The sequence below is a fragment of the Cellulomonas sp. URHB0016 genome (genome assembly GCF_054057935.1).
This window is the reverse complement of record NZ_JBSRZU010000001.1, coordinates 2,894,613-2,914,750: the sequence shown is the minus strand read 5'-3', so window position 1 is coordinate 2,914,750 and position 20,138 is coordinate 2,894,613. Positions and strand designations below refer to the sequence as shown.

The 20,138-nt window shown below is 73.6% G+C and carries 18 protein-coding genes; 14 read left to right on the top strand and 4 right to left on the bottom strand.

Translation table 11 applies throughout. The annotated features are described in order from the left end of the window. The first annotated feature begins 28 nt into the window (after positions 1-28). The gene (locus tag ACVW07_RS13425; RefSeq protein ID WP_456819733.1) at positions 29-2,227 is read left to right on the top strand and encodes a hypothetical protein; all 2,199 of its coding nucleotides are present in this window, start codon (positions 29-31) and stop codon (positions 2,225-2,227) included. A 76-nt stretch (positions 2,228-2,303) separates the two neighbouring features. Here the strand turns inward: ACVW07_RS13425 and ACVW07_RS13420 are convergent, their stop codons facing one another. Next, positions 2,304-5,006: a LuxR C-terminal-related transcriptional regulator gene (locus tag ACVW07_RS13420; protein ID WP_456819732.1), complete on the bottom strand. Its 2,703-nt coding sequence runs from the start codon at positions 5,004-5,006 to the stop codon at positions 2,304-2,306. A 91-nt stretch (positions 5,007-5,097) separates the two neighbouring features. Between ACVW07_RS13420 and ACVW07_RS13415 the strand changes: the two genes are divergently transcribed. The 4 genes from ACVW07_RS13415 to ACVW07_RS13400 all read left to right on the top strand — a co-directional run bounded on the left by ACVW07_RS13415 (position 5,098) and on the right by ACVW07_RS13400 (position 9,350). Further along, complete coding sequence (locus ACVW07_RS13415; protein ID WP_456819731.1) at positions 5,098-6,069, top strand: DUF6325 family protein; 972 nt, start codon at positions 5,098-5,100, stop codon at positions 6,067-6,069. A 39-nt stretch (positions 6,070-6,108) separates the two neighbouring features. Further along, a complete protein-coding gene (locus ACVW07_RS13410; RefSeq protein WP_456819730.1) occupies positions 6,109-6,441 on the top strand; it encodes an SHOCT domain-containing protein in 333 nt (110 codons plus the stop codon). A 143-nt stretch (positions 6,442-6,584) separates the two neighbouring features. Beyond that, a complete protein-coding gene (locus ACVW07_RS13405) occupies positions 6,585-7,928 on the top strand; it encodes an anaerobic C4-dicarboxylate transporter family protein (protein WP_456819729.1) in 1,344 nt (447 codons plus the stop codon). A gap of 72 nt (positions 7,929-8,000) precedes the next feature. Then, on the top strand, positions 8,001-9,350 hold the full coding sequence (locus ACVW07_RS13400; protein WP_456819728.1) for a M20/M25/M40 family metallo-hydrolase: 1,350 nt from the start codon (positions 8,001-8,003) through the stop codon (positions 9,348-9,350). A 66-nt stretch (positions 9,351-9,416) separates the two neighbouring features. On the opposite strand, the gene ACVW07_RS13395 is transcribed toward ACVW07_RS13400, so the two are convergent. Continuing rightward, entirely contained in the window at positions 9,417-10,943 is a 1,527-nt protein-coding gene (locus ACVW07_RS13395; RefSeq protein WP_456821083.1) for an MFS transporter, read from the bottom strand. A 173-nt stretch (positions 10,944-11,116) separates the two neighbouring features. On the opposite strand from ACVW07_RS13395, the gene ACVW07_RS13390 reads away from it, so the two are divergent. The 3 genes from ACVW07_RS13390 to ACVW07_RS13380 all read left to right on the top strand — a co-directional run bounded on the left by ACVW07_RS13390 (position 11,117) and on the right by ACVW07_RS13380 (position 13,315). Continuing rightward, the gene (locus ACVW07_RS13390; RefSeq protein ID WP_456819727.1) at positions 11,117-11,944 is read left to right on the top strand and encodes an alpha/beta fold hydrolase; all 828 of its coding nucleotides are present in this window, start codon (positions 11,117-11,119) and stop codon (positions 11,942-11,944) included. Between the two features lie 221 nt (positions 11,945-12,165). Then, positions 12,166-12,543, top strand: coding sequence for a hypothetical protein (locus tag ACVW07_RS13385; protein ID WP_456819726.1), 378 nt, complete (start codon positions 12,166-12,168; stop codon positions 12,541-12,543). Positions 12,544-12,727: 184 nt separating this feature from the next. Then, positions 12,728-13,315 (top strand): TIGR03086 family metal-binding protein, encoded by a 588-nt coding sequence (locus ACVW07_RS13380; protein ID WP_456819725.1) that lies wholly within the window; start codon positions 12,728-12,730, stop codon positions 13,313-13,315. Positions 13,316-13,356: 41 nt separating this feature from the next. Here ACVW07_RS13380 and ACVW07_RS13375 read toward each other — a convergent pair whose 3' ends face one another. Further along, on the bottom strand, positions 13,357-15,615 hold the full coding sequence (locus ACVW07_RS13375; RefSeq protein WP_456819724.1) for a rhamnogalacturonan lyase family protein: 2,259 nt from the start codon (positions 15,613-15,615) through the stop codon (positions 13,357-13,359). Positions 15,616-15,818: 203 nt separating this feature from the next. Beyond that, on the bottom strand, positions 15,819-16,559 hold the full coding sequence (locus ACVW07_RS13370) for an SDR family NAD(P)-dependent oxidoreductase (protein WP_456819723.1): 741 nt from the start codon (positions 16,557-16,559) through the stop codon (positions 15,819-15,821). 151 nt (positions 16,560-16,710) lie between these two features. Here ACVW07_RS13370 and ACVW07_RS13365 point away from each other — a divergent pair, with 151 nt between their 5' ends. The 6 genes from ACVW07_RS13365 to ACVW07_RS13340 all read left to right on the top strand — a co-directional run bounded on the left by ACVW07_RS13365 (position 16,711) and on the right by ACVW07_RS13340 (position 20,041). Further along, positions 16,711-17,076, top strand: coding sequence for a YciI family protein (locus ACVW07_RS13365; protein ID WP_456819722.1), 366 nt, complete (start codon positions 16,711-16,713; stop codon positions 17,074-17,076). Between the two features lies 1 nt (position 17,077). Then, positions 17,078-17,425 carry a YciI family protein gene (locus tag ACVW07_RS13360; protein ID WP_456819721.1) on the top strand — a complete coding sequence of 116 codons (348 nt, stop codon included), beginning with the start codon at positions 17,078-17,080 and terminating at the stop codon, positions 17,423-17,425. Between the two features lie 46 nt (positions 17,426-17,471). Further along, on the top strand, positions 17,472-17,753 hold the full coding sequence (locus ACVW07_RS13355; RefSeq protein WP_456819720.1) for a hypothetical protein: 282 nt from the start codon (positions 17,472-17,474) through the stop codon (positions 17,751-17,753). Then, positions 17,750-19,210: an RNA polymerase sigma factor gene (locus ACVW07_RS13350; protein WP_456819719.1), complete on the top strand. Its 1,461-nt coding sequence runs from the start codon at positions 17,750-17,752 to the stop codon at positions 19,208-19,210. The genes ACVW07_RS13355 and ACVW07_RS13350 overlap by 4 nt, the downstream gene beginning before the upstream one ends. A 159-nt stretch (positions 19,211-19,369) precedes the next feature. Beyond that, positions 19,370-19,666: a WXG100 family type VII secretion target gene (locus ACVW07_RS13345; RefSeq protein WP_456819718.1), complete on the top strand. Its 297-nt coding sequence runs from the start codon at positions 19,370-19,372 to the stop codon at positions 19,664-19,666. An 84-nt stretch (positions 19,667-19,750) separates the two neighbouring features. Next, positions 19,751-20,041: a hypothetical protein gene (locus tag ACVW07_RS13340; RefSeq protein ID WP_456819717.1), complete on the top strand. Its 291-nt coding sequence runs from the start codon at positions 19,751-19,753 to the stop codon at positions 20,039-20,041. The last annotated feature ends 97 nt before the right edge of the window (positions 20,042-20,138 follow it).

The window sequence follows — 20,138 nt, the reverse complement described above, 5'->3', positions numbered from 1 at the left end:
CGTGGCCCGGAGGTGCACCGTGCGGAGCATGACGGCGAGTGCCGCGCGACTCGTCGCGGCACTGTGCGCGCTGCTCGCGCTCGTCGCCGGCTGCATCCGGCCGACGACCGTCGGACCGACACCCGCACCACCGGCCTCGTCGTCACCCGCGGCGACGGACCCGGTCGGGCCGTCGAGCTTCGAGCTCATCCGGGCGGCACGTGAGGCCGGCGCCCTCTCGCTCGACGCGGCGGTGCTCTACGAGGCCTACGCGACGTTCGACGCCACCCGGCTGCCTCGCCGGTACCGCGGCGACCCACGCAGTCCCGACCAGGGCGACTTCGCAGGCGAGGTGGAGGCGAGCTGGTCGAGCCTGAGCTCGTCCGCCCGACAGGCGATCCGGCCCTGGACCCTTCCGGCGTACACGGCGGGCAGCGCGTGGAACCAGCCGGAGAGCAGCACCATGCCGGCGGCCTCGCGCGCTCCGGACGCGAGTCCGTGGTGCTGGGGGCACGGGCCGGAGCTGGACTTCTCCACACGATGGACCAGCGTCGACGGCCCGGGCGGGTTCAAGGTCTGGTGGAACCGAGGTGACTCGGAGGACGAGGATCTGGCCAGGCACGTCGCCGAGATCGCCGCCGAGGCACGCGACCGGACGAGCAAGGCGCTGGACGGTCTGACCGCTCCCGCGGACGACGGCAGCCCGTGCGCCGGCGGGGACGCCTCGTTCGACATCGTCATCCTGAACCTGAGCCTCGGGGCCGGCCAGACCTATCCACGGACCTCCGCGAATCCCACGCCGTCCTACACGATCATCGACGCGAGGACGTCGTGGAGGTCCGACGACACGTGGCTGCGGTCGATCCTGGCTCATGAGCTCAGCCACTCCGTGCTCCTGGGCATCGCCCACGACTGGCCCGCCGCCGACGCGTGGTTCTCCGACGGCACCGCTGTCTGGGTCCAGCGAGAGGCCTACCCCCGGGCCCACGTGGAGCAGACGACCGGTCCCGACCTCGTCCAGAACCTGGACCGGCCGTTGGATGCACCCGCGCTGTCGGGCGGTGATCGCGCCTATGCCACGTGGCTGTTCTTCTACGACGTGGTCCGGCGCCACCATGATCCCGGGCTCGTGGCCGCGATGTACCGCAACCGCGCCACGCTGGGCGCCCTCCCGTCCGTCGCGCTCGCGCTCGCGCCGTCCGCGGCGGCACCGGACCGCAGAGGGCTGGCAGCCGACTGGCGGCAGTTCGTCCTCGATGCCCGCAACAAGGACGAGCACGCCGAGTGGGGGCAGTGGCTCCCGACGCTGACCTACGGTGCGTGGACCTCCGCACCGGACTCCGGCGGGCCGCCGACCGCCCCGCGTCCGACGGTCGTCGACCTGGCGCACGACCACGTCCGCACGTACCGCCTCGTCGACACCGCCACGGAGTCGTTGGCCCACCTGTCGGCGCGCTACTACGCCTTCGACCTGGCCGCCTCGACGACGGTGCACGCGATCGAGCTCCGCAACCCCTACTCCACCGGGTCCGCCGGGGACATCCGTGCGTTGATCATGCGGGACGGCACCTGGACGACAGAGGACTGGACCGGGAGGGCGACGGTCGACCTGTGCCAGGACCACGACGCGGAGCGCGTCGACCAGCTCGTCCTGGTCATCGGGAACCACGACGACACCCGCGCGGCGCCGGGCACTCCCGAGCTCGTCGCGCGAGATGCCTGCGACCGCGACTTCACCCTCACCGGCACCCACCGGTGGACGCACAACGCCCCCCAGGACGCGGTCCCCTGGGACACGGACGGCGACATGACGTTCGCCGGCGACATGCACTGCGCGCGTCCCGACCTCCCACCCTGGGCGGGCGAGTGGACGTGCACCGGACGCGTCACCGTCAACGGCGGCGGCACGATCTACGCCTACCGGGTCGGGACGTCGACCCAGCCACCCGACTGCCAGGAGCCGTACGTCGTCCTCGACCTGCCGATGAGGTTCTCGGGGAGGGCGCCCGCGGGTCCGCTGGAGAAGGTCGGGCTCACACGCGACCCGGCGGGCGTCCCGAAGGACTTCAAGTGCCGCACCAGCGCCAACGCCACACCCGGGCTGGCCGTCGACCGCGTCTATCTCGGTGGCGAGCTGCCCCTGCCGGACATCGGGGCCACTCTCCACGAGACGTTCCCGGCACTCGATCCTGCGTTCGGCACGCCGAACGGCCAGATCACGGTGACCGTCGCGGACAAGAACCGCTGACCCGGGCCGGCGCACTACCGATGTCCGCGCGGACGAGGGCCTGGGAGTGGGACACGACCTCGGTGATCGGCCCCTGTCAGGGCAGGAGGCCGAGGTCGCGCCCGCGCCGCACGGCCTCCCGGCGCGTGCCGACCTCGAGCTTGCGGAACAACGACTTGAGGTGCGCCTTCACGGTGTTCACGGAGACGAACAGCTCGGCGGCGATCTCGGCGTTGCTCTGCATCGTCGCGAGCGCCGTGAGGATGGCGAGCTCGCGGTCGGTCAGCGGCGTGACGAGCGGGGCGGGCTCGGCGCCGGGCGGGCGCCGGCCGAGGTGGGTGCCGATGGCGGTCGAGATCGCGTCGTGGCGGCCGGCGACGGCACGGTTCACCGCGGTGCGCAGCGGTTGCGGCGCACCCACGACGAACGGCTGCACCAGCCCGGTGCCGGCGGCCTCGTCGAGCGCCTGCCTGGCCCACGCGTCCGCACCCGCGGTGTCCCCGACCGCCTCGGACGTGCCCGCGAGCACCAGCAGCGCCTCGACCCGGGTGAGCGGGATGACGTCCACGCCGGCCGCGAGCACCTGGCGCGCCGAGTCCGCGGCCGTGGCGGTGTCGTGCCGGGCCAGCGCCGTGCGGGCGCGGCACACCAGCCGCACCTCCCGCGTGGTCCGCGTGTGGGGCGCGGGCAGCTCGACGCGCTGGTCGTGCAGGAGCGCGTGGACGGACAGGTCGGTGGCGGCACGGGCCAGCAGGTCCGCGGCCACCGGCGGCAAGGGGACGTCGGTGGCGTCCCGGCAGGCGGCGTCGAAGGCGGCCCGCGCGGCACGGATCCGCCCCGAGGCGACCGCGACCTGCGCCTGGAGCGCGTGCAGGGCCACCAGCAGCACCGGTTCCTCGCCGCCGACGTCGGCCGCGAACCCGTAGGCGAGCGTCCGGTCGGCGCCGTGCCAGTCGCCCCGCACCAGTGCGACGAGCGCCGAGGCGGCGTACGCGGGGCGCAGGTGCTCGTAGCCCTGCCAGCCGGCGTTCTCGGCGAGCACCAGCGTGCCCTCGGCCTGGTGCGAGGCGTCGTCGTAGCGGCCGTCGACCGCGTCGCAGAAGGCCAGGTACGCCCGCCCGTTGAGCGTCGTCAGGCTCGCCACCGTGGGGTCCACGTCGCGCAGCATCCGGCCGAGCTCGGCGCGCGCGGGCTCCAGGTCGCCCTCCCAGCACAGGCCGGTGGCGCGCAGGTCGTGCACCCAGGTGCCGTACTGCTCGAACGCGGGGAACGGCCAGGGGGTCTCGGTCAGGATGCGGTTGGCCGCCGTGGCGGCGGAGACGGTCCCCGGCAGGTCCCCACGGCCGAGGGCCACGTGCGCCTCCAGGATCTCGACGAGCACGTCCGCGGCGGCCCGGTGCTCCGGCGGGAGCTGGGCGAGCAGCGCGCGAGCACGCCGCAGGTGCACGTGGCCGGCGGGGATCCGCCCCCGCACGCACGCGTCGGTCGCGGCGCAGAGCTCCAGCAGGGCGGACTCGGGGGCGTCGACGAACGGGACGCGGCGGGCCGCGGACAGCACCGCCTCGCGCTGCGGCCCGACCACCAGCGCGGCTCCGGCCTCCACGAAGATCTCGCCGAACAGGTCCCACGACCCGGCCGTCGCGGCGTGGTCGAGGGCGTGCAGCGGGTCCCCGTGCTGCACGAGCCACCGGGCGGCCCGCACGTGCGAGTCCCGGAATCCCACCGGGTCCTCGAACCGGAGCGTGCCCATGAGCATCTCCCGCAGCAGCGGGTGGTAGCGGTAGTGCGCCGAGACGCCGCCCAGCGGGGTGACGAAGTCGTTCGACGCCACGAGCTCGGCGAGGTACCGGTGGGCCGGCGCGCCCGGCACGATCGCCTCCGCCAGGTCCGGGGTGAGCGTCATCGCGACACTCGTGCGGACCAGGAAGTCCCGGACCTCCGGCTTCTGCCCGGCCAGGACCTCCTCCAGGAGGTACTCGCCGACCGCCCGGTCGGGGTCGGGCAGGCCCGTCAGGGTGCCCGTGCGCGGGTCCGCGGGCTGCCGCAGCCCGAGCCGGACGCCCACCGGCCAGCCCTCGGTGCGGTCGAGCAGCACGCGGCTGCCCGCGGCGGACAGCGGCACGGCCTCGGCGGACGCGAGCGCCCGGACGTCCAGCGCGTCGAAGGCGAGGTGCTCGGCGCGGACGTGGTCGACGCGCCCGTCGAGCGACATCCTCTGCAGGGTGAGCGGCGGGTCCGCACGGGTCACGACGACGACATGCACGGGCAGCGCGTAGCGCACCAGGTCGCCGACGGCGGCGAGGACGTGCGGGTCGTGCACCACCTGGAAGTCGTCGAGCACCAGGACGAGCTGCTCGGGCAGGTGCTCCAGCGCCCGCAGGAGCCGGGTCGCGAACGGAGCGGTGACCGTCGGCGGCACCTGCAGCCCCGCGAGCTGGTGACCGCGCGGCACCGCACCGCTCGCCCGCACCGCCTCCACGACCCGCAGCCAGACGGCGCTCAGCGTGTCGTCCCGCGGCTCCAGGGTGACCCACGCCGTCCGGACGTCACGGCTGCGGCACCAGGACGCCACCGCGGTCGACTTGCCCCAGCCCGCCCCCGCGGCCACCACGGTCAGCCGGTGCGCGAGCACCCCGTCCAGACGCTCCTCCACCCGCGGGCGGACGATCGCGCCCGTGGTCGCCGGCACCGTCGACGTGCGCGCGCGCTCGGCGCCGCCGCTGCTCCATCCCACCGTGCTGGAGATGGTGCTCTCAGCGGCGTCGGAGGTCCGGCCGTGGGCCGGCCCGACGGGGGCCATATCGGGAGAGTAACCACATCAGTACCCATTTCGGGTGATGAGAGGTGTCCGGCCCGCGAACACACTTTCGGCACGCGGCGGAGGAGGGGGCATGCCCGCACAACCTGTCGAGGTGACCGTCCTCGGGACGCTGCCCCCGACGGCCGTCCTCCGGCTCCGTGCCCGCGGCGTGCGCGACACGCAGCGCCAGACCGTGGTGCACGGCACCGTGCAGGACACCGCGGCGCTGCTCGGCCTCGTCGAGCAGTCGCACGCGCTCGGGCTCGACGTCGTCGCCGTGCGGCGCACCACCCCGGTGGGCCGCCGCACCGAGGGCATGGGGGTGGCCCTCGTGGTCGCGGGCGGGGTCGGGGACCTGCTCCTGTCCATGCTCGACCACCTGCAGGACCGGGAACGGCTGCGCTGCACCGCCCTGAGCGTCCGGCCCGACGCGTTCGACGACGTCCTGGCCTGGCTGCGCGCGCACGCCGTCACCGTCCTCACCACCGCCGCGGGACTACCACCCGCCGCGGGTGATGCCCCGGCCAGGGCCGGTGACGAGGCTGGCGGTGCGACGGGACGCACGGCGCCGGCCCGCTCACGGGCGGGTGCCGTGCCTGCAGACGAGGAGGACGACGTGGTTGACCTGGACGACGACGACAGAGACCTGGGACCGATCGACTACATCGTGGTCGAGTTCCCGCACAACAAGCTCGACGGCACGGCGCTCCCGCTCCTCGTCGACCTCGTGGACCGCGGCGTCATCCGCATCCTCGACCTCGTGTTCGTGGAGAAGCAGGACGGCGTGGTCCGCGGGCTGCAGATGCACGAGATCGAGGAGGGGGGCGGGGTGGACCTGTCCATCTTCGAGGGGGCCTCGTCGGGCCTGCTGGGCGACGACGACATCGCGGAGGCCGCGAGCGCGCTCGAGGACGGCACGGCGGCCGCGATCCTCGTCTACGAGAACTCGTGGGCCGGCCCGTTCGCGGCGGCCCTGCGACGTGGCGGCGGCCGGCTCGTCGCCACCGGACGCATCCCCGTCCAGTCGCTCCTCGCGGCGCTCGACGACCTCGACGCCGTCTGACGCTCGCGTACCGCACCCAGCTAGCACGAGGAGGACACCATGCCTGGTCTGATCCGCGGGGTGGCCCGCACCGCCGTCGTCGCAGGGACCGCGAGCGCCGTCTCCGGTCGCGTGCAGCGCCGCCAGCAGGGGCGCTGGGCGGCGCAGGAGGCACAGCAGCAGGGCTACCCGCCCCAGCAGTCGTACGCCGCCCCTCCGCCGCCGCCCCCGCCGACCTACGCGCAGCCCGTGTACGTCGAGGCCGTACCGCCCGACAGCCCCGACATGGACGCCAAGATCGCCCAGCTCAAGCAGCTCGCCGAGCTGCGCGACGCCGGCATCCTCACGCACGCCGAGTTCGACGCCCAGAAGGCGCAGATCCTCGCCGGGTGACCGGACACCACGACGGGACGGGGCCCGGGACCGCTGACGCGAGGGGCTGACGCGGTCCACGAGGACCGTCCCGTCGTGGCGTCACGGTGCCGGCGCCTGCCCGCACCGACGGTCGTGCAGCACGCAGGGCTCACGGAGGACCCATGGACGTGTCGTTCGTGCTCGAGGCGGTCGTCGTCCTGGCCGCGATCGTCATGGGGACCCGCTCCGGCGGCGTCGGCGTCGGCGTGTGGGGCGGGCTGGGCGTCGCGGTGCTGGTGTTCGTGTTCGGGGAGCGGCCCGGTGAGCCGCCCATCGACGCGATGCTCATCATCCTCACGGTCGTCACCGCCGCGTCGCTCATGCAGGCCGCGGGCGGCATCGACTGGATGGTCAAGGTGGCCGCGAACGTGATCCAGGCGCACCCCCGGCAGATCACGCTGCTCGCGCCGTTGACCGCGTTCGCGTTCTCGATCGGCTCGGGGACGGGCAACATCATCTACCCGCTGCTGCCGGTCATCTACGACGTGTCGTACCGGAACCACATCCGGCCGTCGCGGCCGCTCACCGTGTCGGTGGTGCAGTCGGGGATGGCGCTCGCCGCGTCCCCGGTGTCCGCGGCGATGGCGGCGATGCTGACGCTCACCGACGTGCCGCCCTACGACTTCGGGCTCGCGCAGATCCTGTCGATCACGATCCCTGCCGCGCTCGCCGGCATCGTGGCGACGGCGGTCGTCGTCGGGCGGATGGGCACGGACATGGACGACGACCCGGAGATCCAGGAGCGCATCCGTTCGGGCGCCCTCCCGGACCCCGACGCCGCCTCCGAGTCCATCGAGCTGACCTCGACGACGGCCGGACGGAGGTCGGCGATCGTGTTCCTGCTGGGCGTCCTCGCCATCGTCGCGTTCGGGCTGTTCCCCGGGCTGCGGCCGTCGTTCGCGGAGGAGGGCGGCGAGTCGGTCCCGATCGACATGACGACCACCATCGAGCTCGTGATGTTCACCGTCGGGGTGCTGATCATCCTGGTCGGGCGGCCCAAGCTGTCCGAGGTGCCGAACACGTCGGTGTTCAAGAGCGGGCTCGTCGCCGCGATCGCGCTGTTCGGGATCGCGTGGCTGACCGCGACGTTCATCGCCGCGCACGAGGAGTACATCGTGTCGACCGTCGGCGCGTGGGTCACGGACTGGCGGTTCATCTTCGCGCTGGCCGTGTTCCTCGTCGCCGCCCTCACCACCAGCCAGTCGACCGCCACCCGCACCATCGTGCCGATCGGGCTGGCCGTCGGGCTCAGCCCCGCGCTCGTCACGGGCATGTGGGCCGGTGCGCTGAACGGCGTCTACACGCTGCCGGCCAACGGCACGCAGATCGCCGCCGCCAACTTCGACCTCACCGGGTCGACGAAGCTGGGCGGCAAGCTGCTCGACCACTCGTTCTTCGTCCCGATGCTCGTGATGAGCGTCGTGTCCGTCGGCGTGGGTGCGCTCATCGCCGTGATCTTCTACTGAGCCATCCTGCTGCTGAGCCGTCCTGCTGCTGAGCCGTCCTGCTGCTGACCCGTCCTGCGAAGGAGCACCACCGTGGACCAGTCCGAGGCCCGCACCCGCGTCGCTGCCGTCATGCCGGGCGTCCTGACCGACCTGGAAGGGCTCGTGTCCCTCCCGTCGGTCGCGTTCCCCGGCTACCCGCCCGAGCCCGTGCACGCGATGGCCGCCCGCACCGTCGAGCTGTTCCGCGGCGCCGGCATGACCGACGCGTACCTGGCCGAGGTGCCGACCGGGTACCCGCCGGTCGTCGGGGAGATCGCCGGCCCGGAAGGGTCGCCGGTCGTCACCCTCTACGCGCACTACGACGTGCAGCCGGCGCCGGTGACGCAGGGTTGGACGTCGGACCCGTGGGTCGCGACCCGGAAGGCCGACGGCCGCATCTACGGTCGCGGCGCGGCCGACGACAAGGGCGGCCTCGCCATCCACCTCGCGACGCTGCGGGCGCTGGACGGGCGGCCGCCCTGCACGGTCCGGCTCGTGGTCGAGGGCATGGAGGAGACGAACAGCAACCTCGAGGAGTTCGTCCTCGCCCACCCGGAGCTGTTCCGGTGCGACGTGTTCGTGGTGTGCGACGAGGGCAACCTCCGCGTCGGCGAGCCGTCGCTCACCACCACCCTGCGCGGTGACGTCGCCTGCATCGTGACGGTGTCCACCCTCGAGTTCCCCCTCCACTCGGGAGTCTTCGGCGGGCCCGCCCCCGACGCGATGATGGCGCTCGCGCGGCTGCTCAGCTCGCTGCTGGACGACGACGGCGACGTCGCCGTCGAGGGCGTGACCCGGTACGACTGGACCGGCGCCGAGCAGTCCGAGGACGAGTTCCGCGCCAGTGCCGGCCTGCTGCCGGGCGTCCGGACCACGGGCACCGGCTCGATCAGCACGCGGCTCTGGACCCGGCCGTCGGTGTCCGCCATCGGCGTGGACATCACGTCCGTCGCCGGCTCGTCGAACGTCCTGCACCCGTCCGCCCGGGCCAAGGTCTCGATGCGCATCCCTCCCGGGGCGGACCCGGAGGCCGAGCTCGAGGCGCTCGTCCGCCACCTGGAGACGCACGCCCCGTGGGGTGCCCACGTGGAGGTGGAGCGGACGAAGACCGCCCCGCCGTTCTCGTGCACGTCGGACGGCCCGGGGTACGCGGCGGCCCGCCGTGCGCTGCACGCCGCGTACGGGCAGGACGCGGGCGAGGTCGGGTCCGGAGGGTCCATCCCGCTGCTGCAGACCCTGGCCTCCGTGTCCCCCGGCGCGGAGTTCGTGCTGTGGGGGCCGGAGGACGTCGCGCTGTCCCGGATCCACGCGTCCGACGAGAGCGTGGACCCCTCGGAGATCGAGCGGATGGCGGTCGCCCAGGTGCTGCTGCTGGAGGAGCTCGCGCGCTCGTCGGGCTGACCGCGACCGCTCGGTGCCGGGGCCGGCCGCGCCCGGCCGACGGTTCGCCGACGGTTCAGCGACGGCTCAGCCGAGCGCCACGCCCTCGATCGCGCTGTTCGGCGACGGGTCCGGCAGCCGGCGCATCCGGAAGCCGTTGACGATGCCGGCCAGCCCCACGAGCAGCGGCACGAGCAGCGCGACCTGCAGCGCCCGGGGCCGCACGTCGGTGTTGATCCGGATGATCTCCGCCTGCACGTCCGGCGGCTCCTGCACGAGCAGCTCGTTCAGCGCGGTGTTGCTCATCAGCTGCGCGTCCTCCTCCAGCACCGAGGACACCTGCTCCTTCTGCGCCCCGTCGAGGACCGTGCTCGCGTCAGCCTGGGTGGTGAAGCCGAGCGACAGCGCCGCGAGCAGCACGCCGCCCGCGAACGCCAGGCCGAACGACAGCCCGAACGAGCCGGCGGCGGAGTTGACGCCCGCGGCCTCGCTCACGTGCTCCTCGTCGATGGGCGACAGCGTGTAGTTGTTGAGCTGCGACACCAGCAGGCCCAGCCCGGACCCGAGCACCACGAGCGGGATCGACAGGTACCAGCCGGACGTCGCCCGCGGCACCACCACGATCAGCCCGATGACCCCCACCACCACGAGCACGAACCCGGCGAGCACGATGTCCGCGGGCCGCCGGCCGCCCGAGCGCTTCCCGGCGAGGATGGCCAGCGCGAACATGCTCAGCGACAGCGGCGCGAGCGAGAGCCCTGCCGACATCGCGTCGTACTCCAGGACCATCTGCAGGAAGATCGGCAGCGTGATCATGGCGGCACCGAGCGTGATCTGCTGGAGCATCTGCTGGGTCACGCCGATCTTGAACAGCGGGAGCCGGAACAGGTCCGGGTCGATGAGCGCCGGCTTGCCCGCCCGCTTGCGGCGCACCAGCCACCGCGCGAGCCCGAACAGCGCGACGGCGCCGACCAGGATCAGCGCCCCGACGGCCTCCCCGCCCTCCTGCCACACCAGGATGCCGAGCACCACGCCACCCATGCCGAGCGCGGACAGCGACGCCCCGACGAGGTCGATCTCGCGCCGTCCCGTGTAGGGGACGTCCTTGACCAGCCCGATGCCGACCAGGACCACCGCGATGATCACGGCCTCCAGCCCGAACGCCACCCGCCACGACAGGTAGGTGGTGATGAAGCCGCCGAGCAGCGGCCCGACGGCCGCGGCGATCGCGGCGGACGCCCCGACGAGCGCGTACACCCTGGTCTGGGCCGACCCGGTGAAGTTGCCGTGGATGAGCGACTGCATGGACGGCAGCAGCAGCGACGCCCCGAGCCCGCCGATGATCGCCCAGAAGATGATCACCGCCGTCAGGCTCTGCGCCAGCACCATCGCCACCGCGCCGGTCGCGTAGGCGAGCAGGCCCACCACGTAGGCGCGCTTGCGGCCGGCCAGGTCGCCGATCTTGCTGCCGATGAGGATGAACGCCGCGGACACGAGTGCTTCCAGCGCGATCGCCGACTGCACGCCGCTCACGGTCGTATCCAGGTCCTTCACGACGGCCGAGATGGACACGTTCATGAAGGACGTGTCCACCACCAGGACGAACATGGCCATGGCGAGCAGCACCGCGAGGCGCTTGTCCAGGGGTGCTTCGGTCTGCGGTGCGTCGGCCACGTCGTGGCTCCGTTCGTCCGGTCCGATCCTCCGAGCCTCGGGTACCCGCGGGCGGCTGGGCGTCACCCGTTACGGGTGGTCCTCCGTGGGCGGCACGCTGCGAGGATCGCGGCGTGGGGACGGTCGCCGCAGGGTGGACGGAACGGACGGTCAGCGTCGGCGGCCGTCGGATGTTCGTGCGCACCAGCGCGGAGGTGCCCGACGCGGTGCCGATGGTGCACGTGCACGGGTTCGCGATCTCGGGGACGTCGCTCCTGCCGACCGCGCTGCGGCTCACGGGCCGGGCCACCAACGTGGTCCCCGACCTGCCGGGCTACGGCCGCAGCGAGGACCCCGAGGCCACCCTCGGGATCACGGCGCTCGCCGAGACGCTGCTGGAGTTCCTCGACGCCGTCGAGCTCGACAAGGTCGTGCTGGTGGGCAACTCGATGGGCTGCCCCGTGATCCTGGACGTCGCCCACACCGCCCCCGAGCGGGTGCAGGCCGTGGTCCTCGCGTCCCCCGCCGGCGGCGTCTGGAACCAGCCCCTGGGGCGCGGGCTCATGCAGCTCGCGCGGGACGCCGTGCGGGAGAGCCCCAAGATGGCGCGGCTGGCCGTGCCGGACTACTTCCGGTTCGGTCCGGTCAACGCGCTCCACCTGTTCAGCGAGCTGACCCGGTTCCCGTCGCAGGAACGCATCCTGCGCACGCCCGTCCCCACGCTCGCCGTGGTCGGCAGCCGCGACCCGCTGATGCCCCCGCCGTGGCGGGTCATGGAGGTGGCCCGCCTGGCACCGGCGCACGTGACGCTCGCCGTCATCCTCGGTGCCGCGCACGCGATGAACTTCAGCCACCCCGGGGAGCTCGCCCACGTGATCGGGTCCTGGCTCGACGGCCGGGAGATCGTCGACGACCCCGACGAGCCCGGCATCTCCCGCGTCCTGCAGGTCCCGCACGAGTGAGCCGACCGGCTCCGCTCGGACCTGACCTCCGACCTCAGCGGTGACCTACCCGCCGACCTGCGCGCCGACCTGCCCGCCGACCTGCCCGGTGACCTGCCCGCTGACCTGCCCGCTGACCTGGCACGACTACCCGCCACGGGTGAGGGACCGGGGACCTGCGAGGGCCACGGTGGTCCCAGACGCCGGAGCCCTACCCGGCGCGGACTTAGAGGAGGCCACACGTGGACAGCTTCTGGAGTTGGTTCTGGCTGCTCGTCTGGTGGTTCGTGTTCTTCATGTACCTGATCATCCTGTTCCAGATCTGCGGCGACCTCTTCCGCGACAAGACCACGGGCGGGTTCGCGAAGGCGCTCTGGGTCATCGGGCTGATCCTGATGCCGTTCCTGATCGCGCTGATCTACATCATCGCCAAGGGCCGCGGCATGGCCGAGCGCCAGACGGCGCAGATGGTCGAGTCGAAGAGGGCGACGGACGAGTACATCCGGCAGACGGCGTCCTCGTCGCCGGCGACGGCGATATCCGAGGCGAAGAACCTGCTCGACGCGGGTGTCATCGACCAGAACGAGTTCGCGGCGCTCAAGGCGAAGGCGCTCGCCTGATCCCCACCTGACCGCCGTCCGACCACGCTGCGGGCAGTCCGCCGGCCTCCGGGCCGTGCGGGCTGCCCGTCGTCGTGCCCGGATCCATGTCCGGCTCCTCCATTGAACGGAACGGAACGTTCCGTTACGCTCGGACCATGCGGAACAGGACGTTCCGTTCCGCGTGTCGACGAAGGAGAGACCGATGACCACGACCATCGCCTGGCCCGTCCTGGACGACGCCCACGCCGCACTGCGCACCGCCGTCGCGGACCTCACCGACACCGACCTGTCCCGCCCGACGCCGTGCACGGCGTGGGACGTGGCGCAGGTGATCCAGCACGCCGCCGGGGACCAGCGCGCCTACGCGGCCCGGATCACCGGCGAGGACGGGCCCACCGAGGACCCGTTCGCGCCCTCGGGCACGCTCGACACCACCCTGGCCGCGCTCGTCGAGCCCGCGCTCGACGCCTCGGCCCGAGCGTTCGCGACCGTCGCCCGCGGCGCCACCGCGCCGACCCCGCTCCCCCAGGGCGCCCTGCCGGCGGAGGTCGCGGCCGGCGCTGCGGCCCTCGACGCCGCCGTGCACGCGTGGGACGTCGCCGTCGCCACCGGTCGGCCCTCCCCGCTCGACGACGGGCTCGCCGCCCGGCTGCTGCCCGTCGCCCGCGCGATCGTCGAGCCGCTGCGGCCCTACGGCGCCTACGCGGCCGCCCTGGACCCGCAGCCTGGGGAGCGTCCGGCCGAGGAGCTCCTGCGGTACCTCGGCCGCGACCCGCGCTGGACCGCCTGACACGCGCCGAGCGGCGGTGGGGAGCCGCTCGGCGCGTGTCGTCAGCGGGTGTAGACGTTCGGCTGGGCCGGCATCGTGAACGGGCTGCCCAGGAAGAACCCCGGGTGCGGCGGCTGGTTGTACGCCGTGTTCTGCCACGCGATCGCCGTCCGGTACTGCTGGTCGTGCAGGAGCGTCCAGAGCCGGGTCGTGGTGGGCGTCGGCGTCGCGTAGATCCGCAGCGCGGAGTCGTCGGACGTCGGCCACACCACCTCCTCGCGCCAGTCGCCGAGCAGGTCGCCGGACAGGGACGGCGTCGACTTGGTGCCGTTGTTCGCGTGCACCCCCGACGCGGTCAGGAGGCGGGTGTCGCCGCTCGTGCCGTACTTGTCGACGTGCGTGCCGTCGAGGAGCTCACGGCTCGTGTCGGCGTCCCACCAGGCCAGGAAGTTCGTCGACCCGGGCTTGCGGCCGATCGTCGCGCCTGTGGTGTCCCGGAGCTGCGAGTCGGACGCCGACCACGACTCGGCCCCGGCGCTCCCCGGCCAGATGTCGCCGGACACCCCGCGGCCGTTGTCGACGGTGGCGGCCGTCTTCCACAGGATCTGGCCCGTGCGGGCGTCGGCCATCCACGAGTCGGGCTGGCTCGTCGACTCGGTCACCTTGTAGTACTCCAGGCCCGGACGGCCGGGGATCAGGTCGCCGAGGTGAGCGGCGTCACCGTGGCCCGTCTGGGTGTTCCACAGCGGCCGGCCGTCGTCGTCGATCGCCATCGCGCCGTAGACGATCTCCTGGCGGCCGTCCCCGTCCACGTCTCCGACGGTCAGCGCGTGGTTGCCCTGACCCGCGTACGAGCCGTTGCCGGTGCTGTCGGAGTCGAAGGTCCAGCGCCGGGTCAGCCTCCCGTCGCGCCAGTCCCACGCGGTGATGACCGTGCGCGTGTAGTAGCCGCGGGCCTCGATGATCGACGGCCGCTGCCCGTCGAGGTACGCGGTCCCCGCGAGGAACCGGTCGACGCGGTTGCCGTAGGAGTCGCCCCAGCTCGACACCGTGCCGCGCGCCGGCAGGTAGTCGGTGGTCGCGAGGACGGCACCCGTCCGGCCCGAGAAGACGGTGAGGTACTCGGGGCCCGACAGCACGTACCCGGACGAGCTCCGGTAGTCCGCGCTCGCGCTGCCGATCACCTGGCCGGTGCCGGAGACCGTGCCGTCGGCCGTCTTCATCACGACCTCGGCGGTGCCGTCGCCGTCGTAGTCGTACACCTGGAACTGGGTGTAGTGGGCGCCGGCCCGGATGTTGCGGCCCAGGTCGATGCGCCACAGCCGCGTGCCGTCCAGCCGGTAGCCGTCCACGACGACGTCGTCGGTCACCCCGGACTGCGAGTTGTCCTTCGCGTTGGTCGGGTCCCACTTGAGCACGACGTCGAGGTCGCCGTCGCCGTCGAGGTCGCCCACGCTCGCGTCGTTGGCCGTGTACGCACTGCCCGGCTTCTGTATGGGGACGTCGAGGTAGCCGTTCGAGAAGGGCAGCGACGGGGCCGACGACGCCTGCTCCGCGCCGTCGACCACCGCGCGGACGGTGTAGGTCGCGTCCGCCGGTGCGCCGTCGTCGAGGTAGTTCGTCGAGCCCGTGACCGGGCCCGCGATCCTGGTGCCGCCGCGGTACACGTCGAAGCCCGTGGCCGCCGGCTCCGTGCCGAGCAGCCGCCACTGGACCAGGTTGCCGGTGCCCGAGCGGACGCTGATGAGGCCGCGGTCCAGGTTCTCCGCCTGCCAGGCGCCGGACCGGGGCGTCGCGGTGGGGGTCGGCGTCGCGCTCCGGGTGGGCGTCGTCATCGGGTTCGACGGGGTCGGCGTCGCGCTCCGGGTCGGGGTGGTCATCGGGTTCGACGGGGTCGGGGTGGTGACCGTCCCCGTGCACGTGGTGCCGTTGAGCGCGAAGCTTGCCGGGACCGGGTTGCTGCTGCCGTTCCAGGAGCCGTTGAACCCGAAGCTCGTGCTCGCCCCCCGCGCGACGGCACCGTTGTACCCGGCGTCGGTCACAGTGACGGCCGACCCGGACTGCGTCGCCGTCCCGTTCCACGCCTGCGTCACGGTCTGGCCCGCGGCGAACGACCAGGTCAGCCGCCATCCGGCGACGGCGTCGCCGAGGTTCTCGATCGCCACGTCGGCGCCGAACCCGGTCCCCCACTGGTTCGTGACCGTGTACGTGACGCGGCAGCCCGTCGCCGCCGAGGCCGTGGACGCACCCGCGAGCCCGGCGGCGACGATCCCCAGCGCTGTCACCAGCACGGTGGCGCCGAGCCCTCGACCTCCGGACATCACGCGTCTCCCTCGACCGTGAGCAGGACGCCGCTTGCCGGCGCCCCGCTCGACGGTAGGGGCCGCCTGGCACGGCCGCGGCCCTCCGAATCGGTTAAGCAGTGCGGCCCCCGTCAGCCTTCGGCGCCCCGGGGACGCCCGCCGTCGGCCCGGTAAACGGCCCCGTGGCTGCCGTCAGGCCGCCACCGGCCGCCCGGCCGGGGTCAGAGCCGGGCGAGCAACGCCCCACCGTGGACCGCCAGCACCTGGCCGGTCGTCCACCCGGCGTCGGGCGCCGTCAGGTACGCGACGGCCGCCGCCACCTCGTCGACCGTGCCGGGCCGCCCCGCGGGGATCCGCGCCACCCGCGCCTGCCGCTCGCGGTCGTCGAGCCGGTCGTCCCAGAACTCCGTGTCCGGGACGAAACCTGGCGCCACGGCGTTCACCGTGATGCCGTCCTTCGCCACCTGCCCGGCGACCCCGGTGACCCAGGAGTTCACCGCGGCCTTCGCGGCCCCGTACGGACCGGCACCCCGCAGCGCGGCGACCGAGCTCATCGCGACGACCCGCCCTCCCGGGCGCGACAGGTGCGGCAGCAGCGCCTCCCCGAGCAGCACCGTCGTCAGGACGTTCAACCGGAAGTCGTCCGTCCACAGACGCGCGGTCGCGGCCAGCCCGTCACCGTCCCGCTCGAGCATCCCGCCCGCGTTGAGGACCAGGACGTCGACCGGACCACCCTCAGCCAGCCGGGCCGCGAGCGCCTCCACCTCGTCGGGCTCCTGCAGGTCAGCCGTCTGCACCGTCACCGCCGGCCGCCCCGCCGCCGCGTCGACCTCCGCGGCCGCCCGCTCCAGCACGTCGCGCCGTCGCCCGACGACCACCACGTCCGCGCCGTCGGCCACCAGCCGCCGCGTCACCGCCAGGCCGATGCCCGTCCCGCCACCCGTCACCACCGCACGCCGCACGTCGTCCCCTTCCGGGCGCCGGGACGCCCCCGGCGCGCGCGGACCAGTCTGTCCTCGACCCCCGGCCCGTGCCTGTCGATATCCGGGATCCTCGCGCGTCATCTCCCCGACGGGCACAGTGAGGGTGCTCGCGACGACGAGAGGACCGGCCATGACCACCGCGCGCTACGTCGTGCTGCTGCACGGCGACGAGAACGTCTGGGACGCCCGCGACGCGTCCCAGCGGCAACGGACCGACGAGGACCACCGGCAGTTCGGCGCCGCCTGCGCCGCCCAGGGCCACAAGATCGTCGGCGGCGAGGAGCTGCAGGCGGCCTCCACCTCCCTCCTGGTGCGCCGGGGCGACGGGCCCCTGCAGGTCACTGAGGGGCCGTTCGCCGAGACGGCCGAGCAGCTCGGCGGGTTCTACCTCGTCGAGACGGACGACCTCGACGGGCTCGTGCGGCTCGTCGGTGCGTTCCAGCGCGAGGCCGAGACCGCCGAGATCCGCCCCGTCGTCGACCACTCGGAGGTGTGACATGACCAAGTACCTCGTGCTGCTCTACGAGGACGAGCGGATCTGGGCCGAGGCCGACGACGCGCAGCAGGCGGAGTGGTTCGGACAGCACCGCGAGTACTCGGCCGGTGGCGCCGAGCACGGCGTCACCTTCCTGGCCAGCGAGGCGCTGCTGCCCGTCGCCACCGCCACCACCCTGCGGCGGCCGGACGGGACGACGACCATCACCGAGGGGCCGTTCGCCGAGACCGCCGAGCAGCTCGGCGGCTTCTACCTGGTCGAGGCGCCCGACGTGGACACCGTGGTCAAGCACGCGCACCTGCTGCCGTCGCACTACACGGTCGAGGTCCGCGAGATCATGCAGCTGTGATGCCGTCGATCAGCGGGCTGTCTGGTCGCCTCCCCGGAGGGCTCCCGTGAGGTTCGTGGTGCTCGAGCGGGGCGCGCCGGTCGACGAGGCCGGGCTGGCGGCCCGGGCGGCACGGTGTGGCGTCACCGTGCTGACCCGGGAGGTCGTCCGGCCCGCCGAGACCGCCACGACGGTGCTGGGCGGGCTCGCGCTCGACCGGCCGTCCGACGAGGGCGACGGGCCGCTCGCCGCCGTCCTGCTGCTCGACGCGCCCGACCTCGACGCGGTCCTGGACGTGCTGCCTGACCGCGGGACGGGCTCCTTCGAGGTCCGTCCGGTGGCCGGATGAGCGACGTGCCCGACGTGCTGCCCGACCGGCTGGCTGCGGCTGGCGCCGCGTCCGCTGCGGTGCCCGCCGGTGTGCCCGCGGCCGCCGTTGCGGGTGTGCCCGCAACGGCGGTGGCCGCGGCCGCGGGTGCGGGTGCGCCTGCGGACGTGCCCGCGGCCGCCGCCGTGACCGCGGCGTGGCACGACCACTGGTCGCGGCTCATCGGCCTGCTCATCGGCCAGTTCGCCCGGCCCGACCTCGCCGAGGACGCGGTGTCCGACGCGTTCGAGTCCGCCACCACGCACTGGCCGACCGACGGGATCCCCACCAACCCCGGGGCGTGGCTGCTCACCGCGGCCCGCCGCCGGGTCATCGACCGGCTGCGCAGCGAGTCCGTGCTGCGCCGGAAGGAACCCCTCATGGTCGTCGACGACGAGATGCGCGCCCTCGCGGCCGCCGTCGTCGACCCCGGCGCCCACGTGGCCGACGAGCAGCTGCGTCTCGTGTTCACCTGCTGCCACCCGGCGCTCGCGCCCGACGACCGGGTGGCACTGACGCTCCGCTTCGTCGTCGGGCTGACGACCGCCGAGATCGCCCGGCTGCTGCTCGTCCAGGAGTCCGCGATGGCCGCGCGCCTCACGAGGGCCAAGAAGCGGCTCGCGTCGTCGGGCATCCCGTTCGCCACCCCGCCGGCCGCGCGCCTCGACGAGAGGCTCGACGCCGTCGCGACCGTCGTGTACCTCGCCTTCACCTCCGGCTACCAGCCCGGTGTGGGGTCCGAGCCGCTGCGCGTCGACCTGGGCGACGAGGCGATCCGGCTGCTGCGCGTGCTCGACGGCCTCCTGCCGGGGCGGTTCGTGGTCCGCTCGCTGCTCGCCCTGCTGCTGCTCCAGCACTCCCGGCGCGACACCCGTCTCGACGGGGACGGCCGGATCGTGCTGCTGCCCGACCAGGACCGGGGCCGGTGGCACCGCGACGAGATCGCCGAGGCGGTCCGCATCCTCGCGTCGCTGCCCGACGACGCACCCCACCGGTCGGCTGCGGACCGACCGGCCGCCGACGACGAGGTCAGCCGCTCCGCGTACCGCACCGGCGCCCTCGCGCGGGAGTACCGGTTGCAGGCGCTGATCGCCGCGGAGCACGCCACCGCTCCGACGGCCGACGCCACCCGGTGGGACGTCATCGCCGCCCTGTACGCCGAGCTGGAGGTGCTCACCGGGTCACCGGTGGTCCGGCTGGCCCGCGCGGTGGCCGTGGCCGAGGCCTCCGGACCGGACGCGGGCCTGTCGCTGCTCGACGGCCTGGAGGACGCGCTGCCCCGGCACCACCGCGTCCCGGCGGTCCGCGCCGAGCTCCTCGCCCGCGCAGGGCAACCGGTCGCGGCAGCGGCCGCCTACCGCCGGGCCCTCGCACTCGTGACGAGCCCGACGGAACGCGCGTACCTCGAGCTGCGGCTGTCGGCGCTCGACGACGCGTGACCGCGGCATCCGTCGGGCACGGTGGGCGATCTTCGAGGGCCGGTCGGCTGAAGGTTGTGGACGAACCGGTCCCCGTGTTCGCTTTGCGGGCTACGGTTCCGGCGCGGCGGTCGGCCGTCGGCCTCGGGTTCCCGGGGTACACCGAGCTCGGAGGATCTGATGGCGAACCTGAACGTGTCGTACCAGGAGATGCGGGACGCGGCGACGCGCCTGACCAACGGCCAGGACGAGATCACCACCAAGCTCAACGAGCTCAAGGGGTTCATCGAGTCCCTGATCTCCTCCGGGTTCGTCACCGACCAGGCCTCCGTCGCGTTCGGCGAGTCCTACCGGCAGTTCACCCAGGGCGCCACCGACACCGTCGCCGCCCTGACCAGCCTCGGCGACTACCTGCGCAACGCCGCCGCCACCCTCGAGGACGCCGACACCCAGCTCGCCTCCGGCCTGCGCGGCTGACCCAACCGTCTCCGGCGTCGTGCCCGCCCGCTCGCGTGGCGGGCACGACGCCCCTGGTCCGGGTTCGCACGTGAGGGGAGAACGATGAGCGACGAGCTCAAGGTGGACACCACGGCACTGCGGGAGGCGGGCACGCTGCTGCGCTCGATCACGCAGGAGCTGCACACCGCCGGCGCGCACGCCGACCGGGTGGCGGACCTCGTCGGCCACCCCGGGCTGGCGCAGTGCATGCAGGACTTCGCCAGCAGCTGGGACGGCAGGCGTGCCCGCCTGGTCGACGAGATCGGCGCGCTGGCGACCGCGTGCGGGGACATCAGCGACCAGTTCGAGGCGATCGACACCCAGTTCGCCTCCGCCCTGGCCGGTGAGTCATGACCCGGCCCTACTCGTGGTACCCGTTGGCATCGTCCGACCCGGTCCCCGGCGACCCCGACGGGGTGCGGCGCGCGAGCCTGGAGTACGGCACGATCGC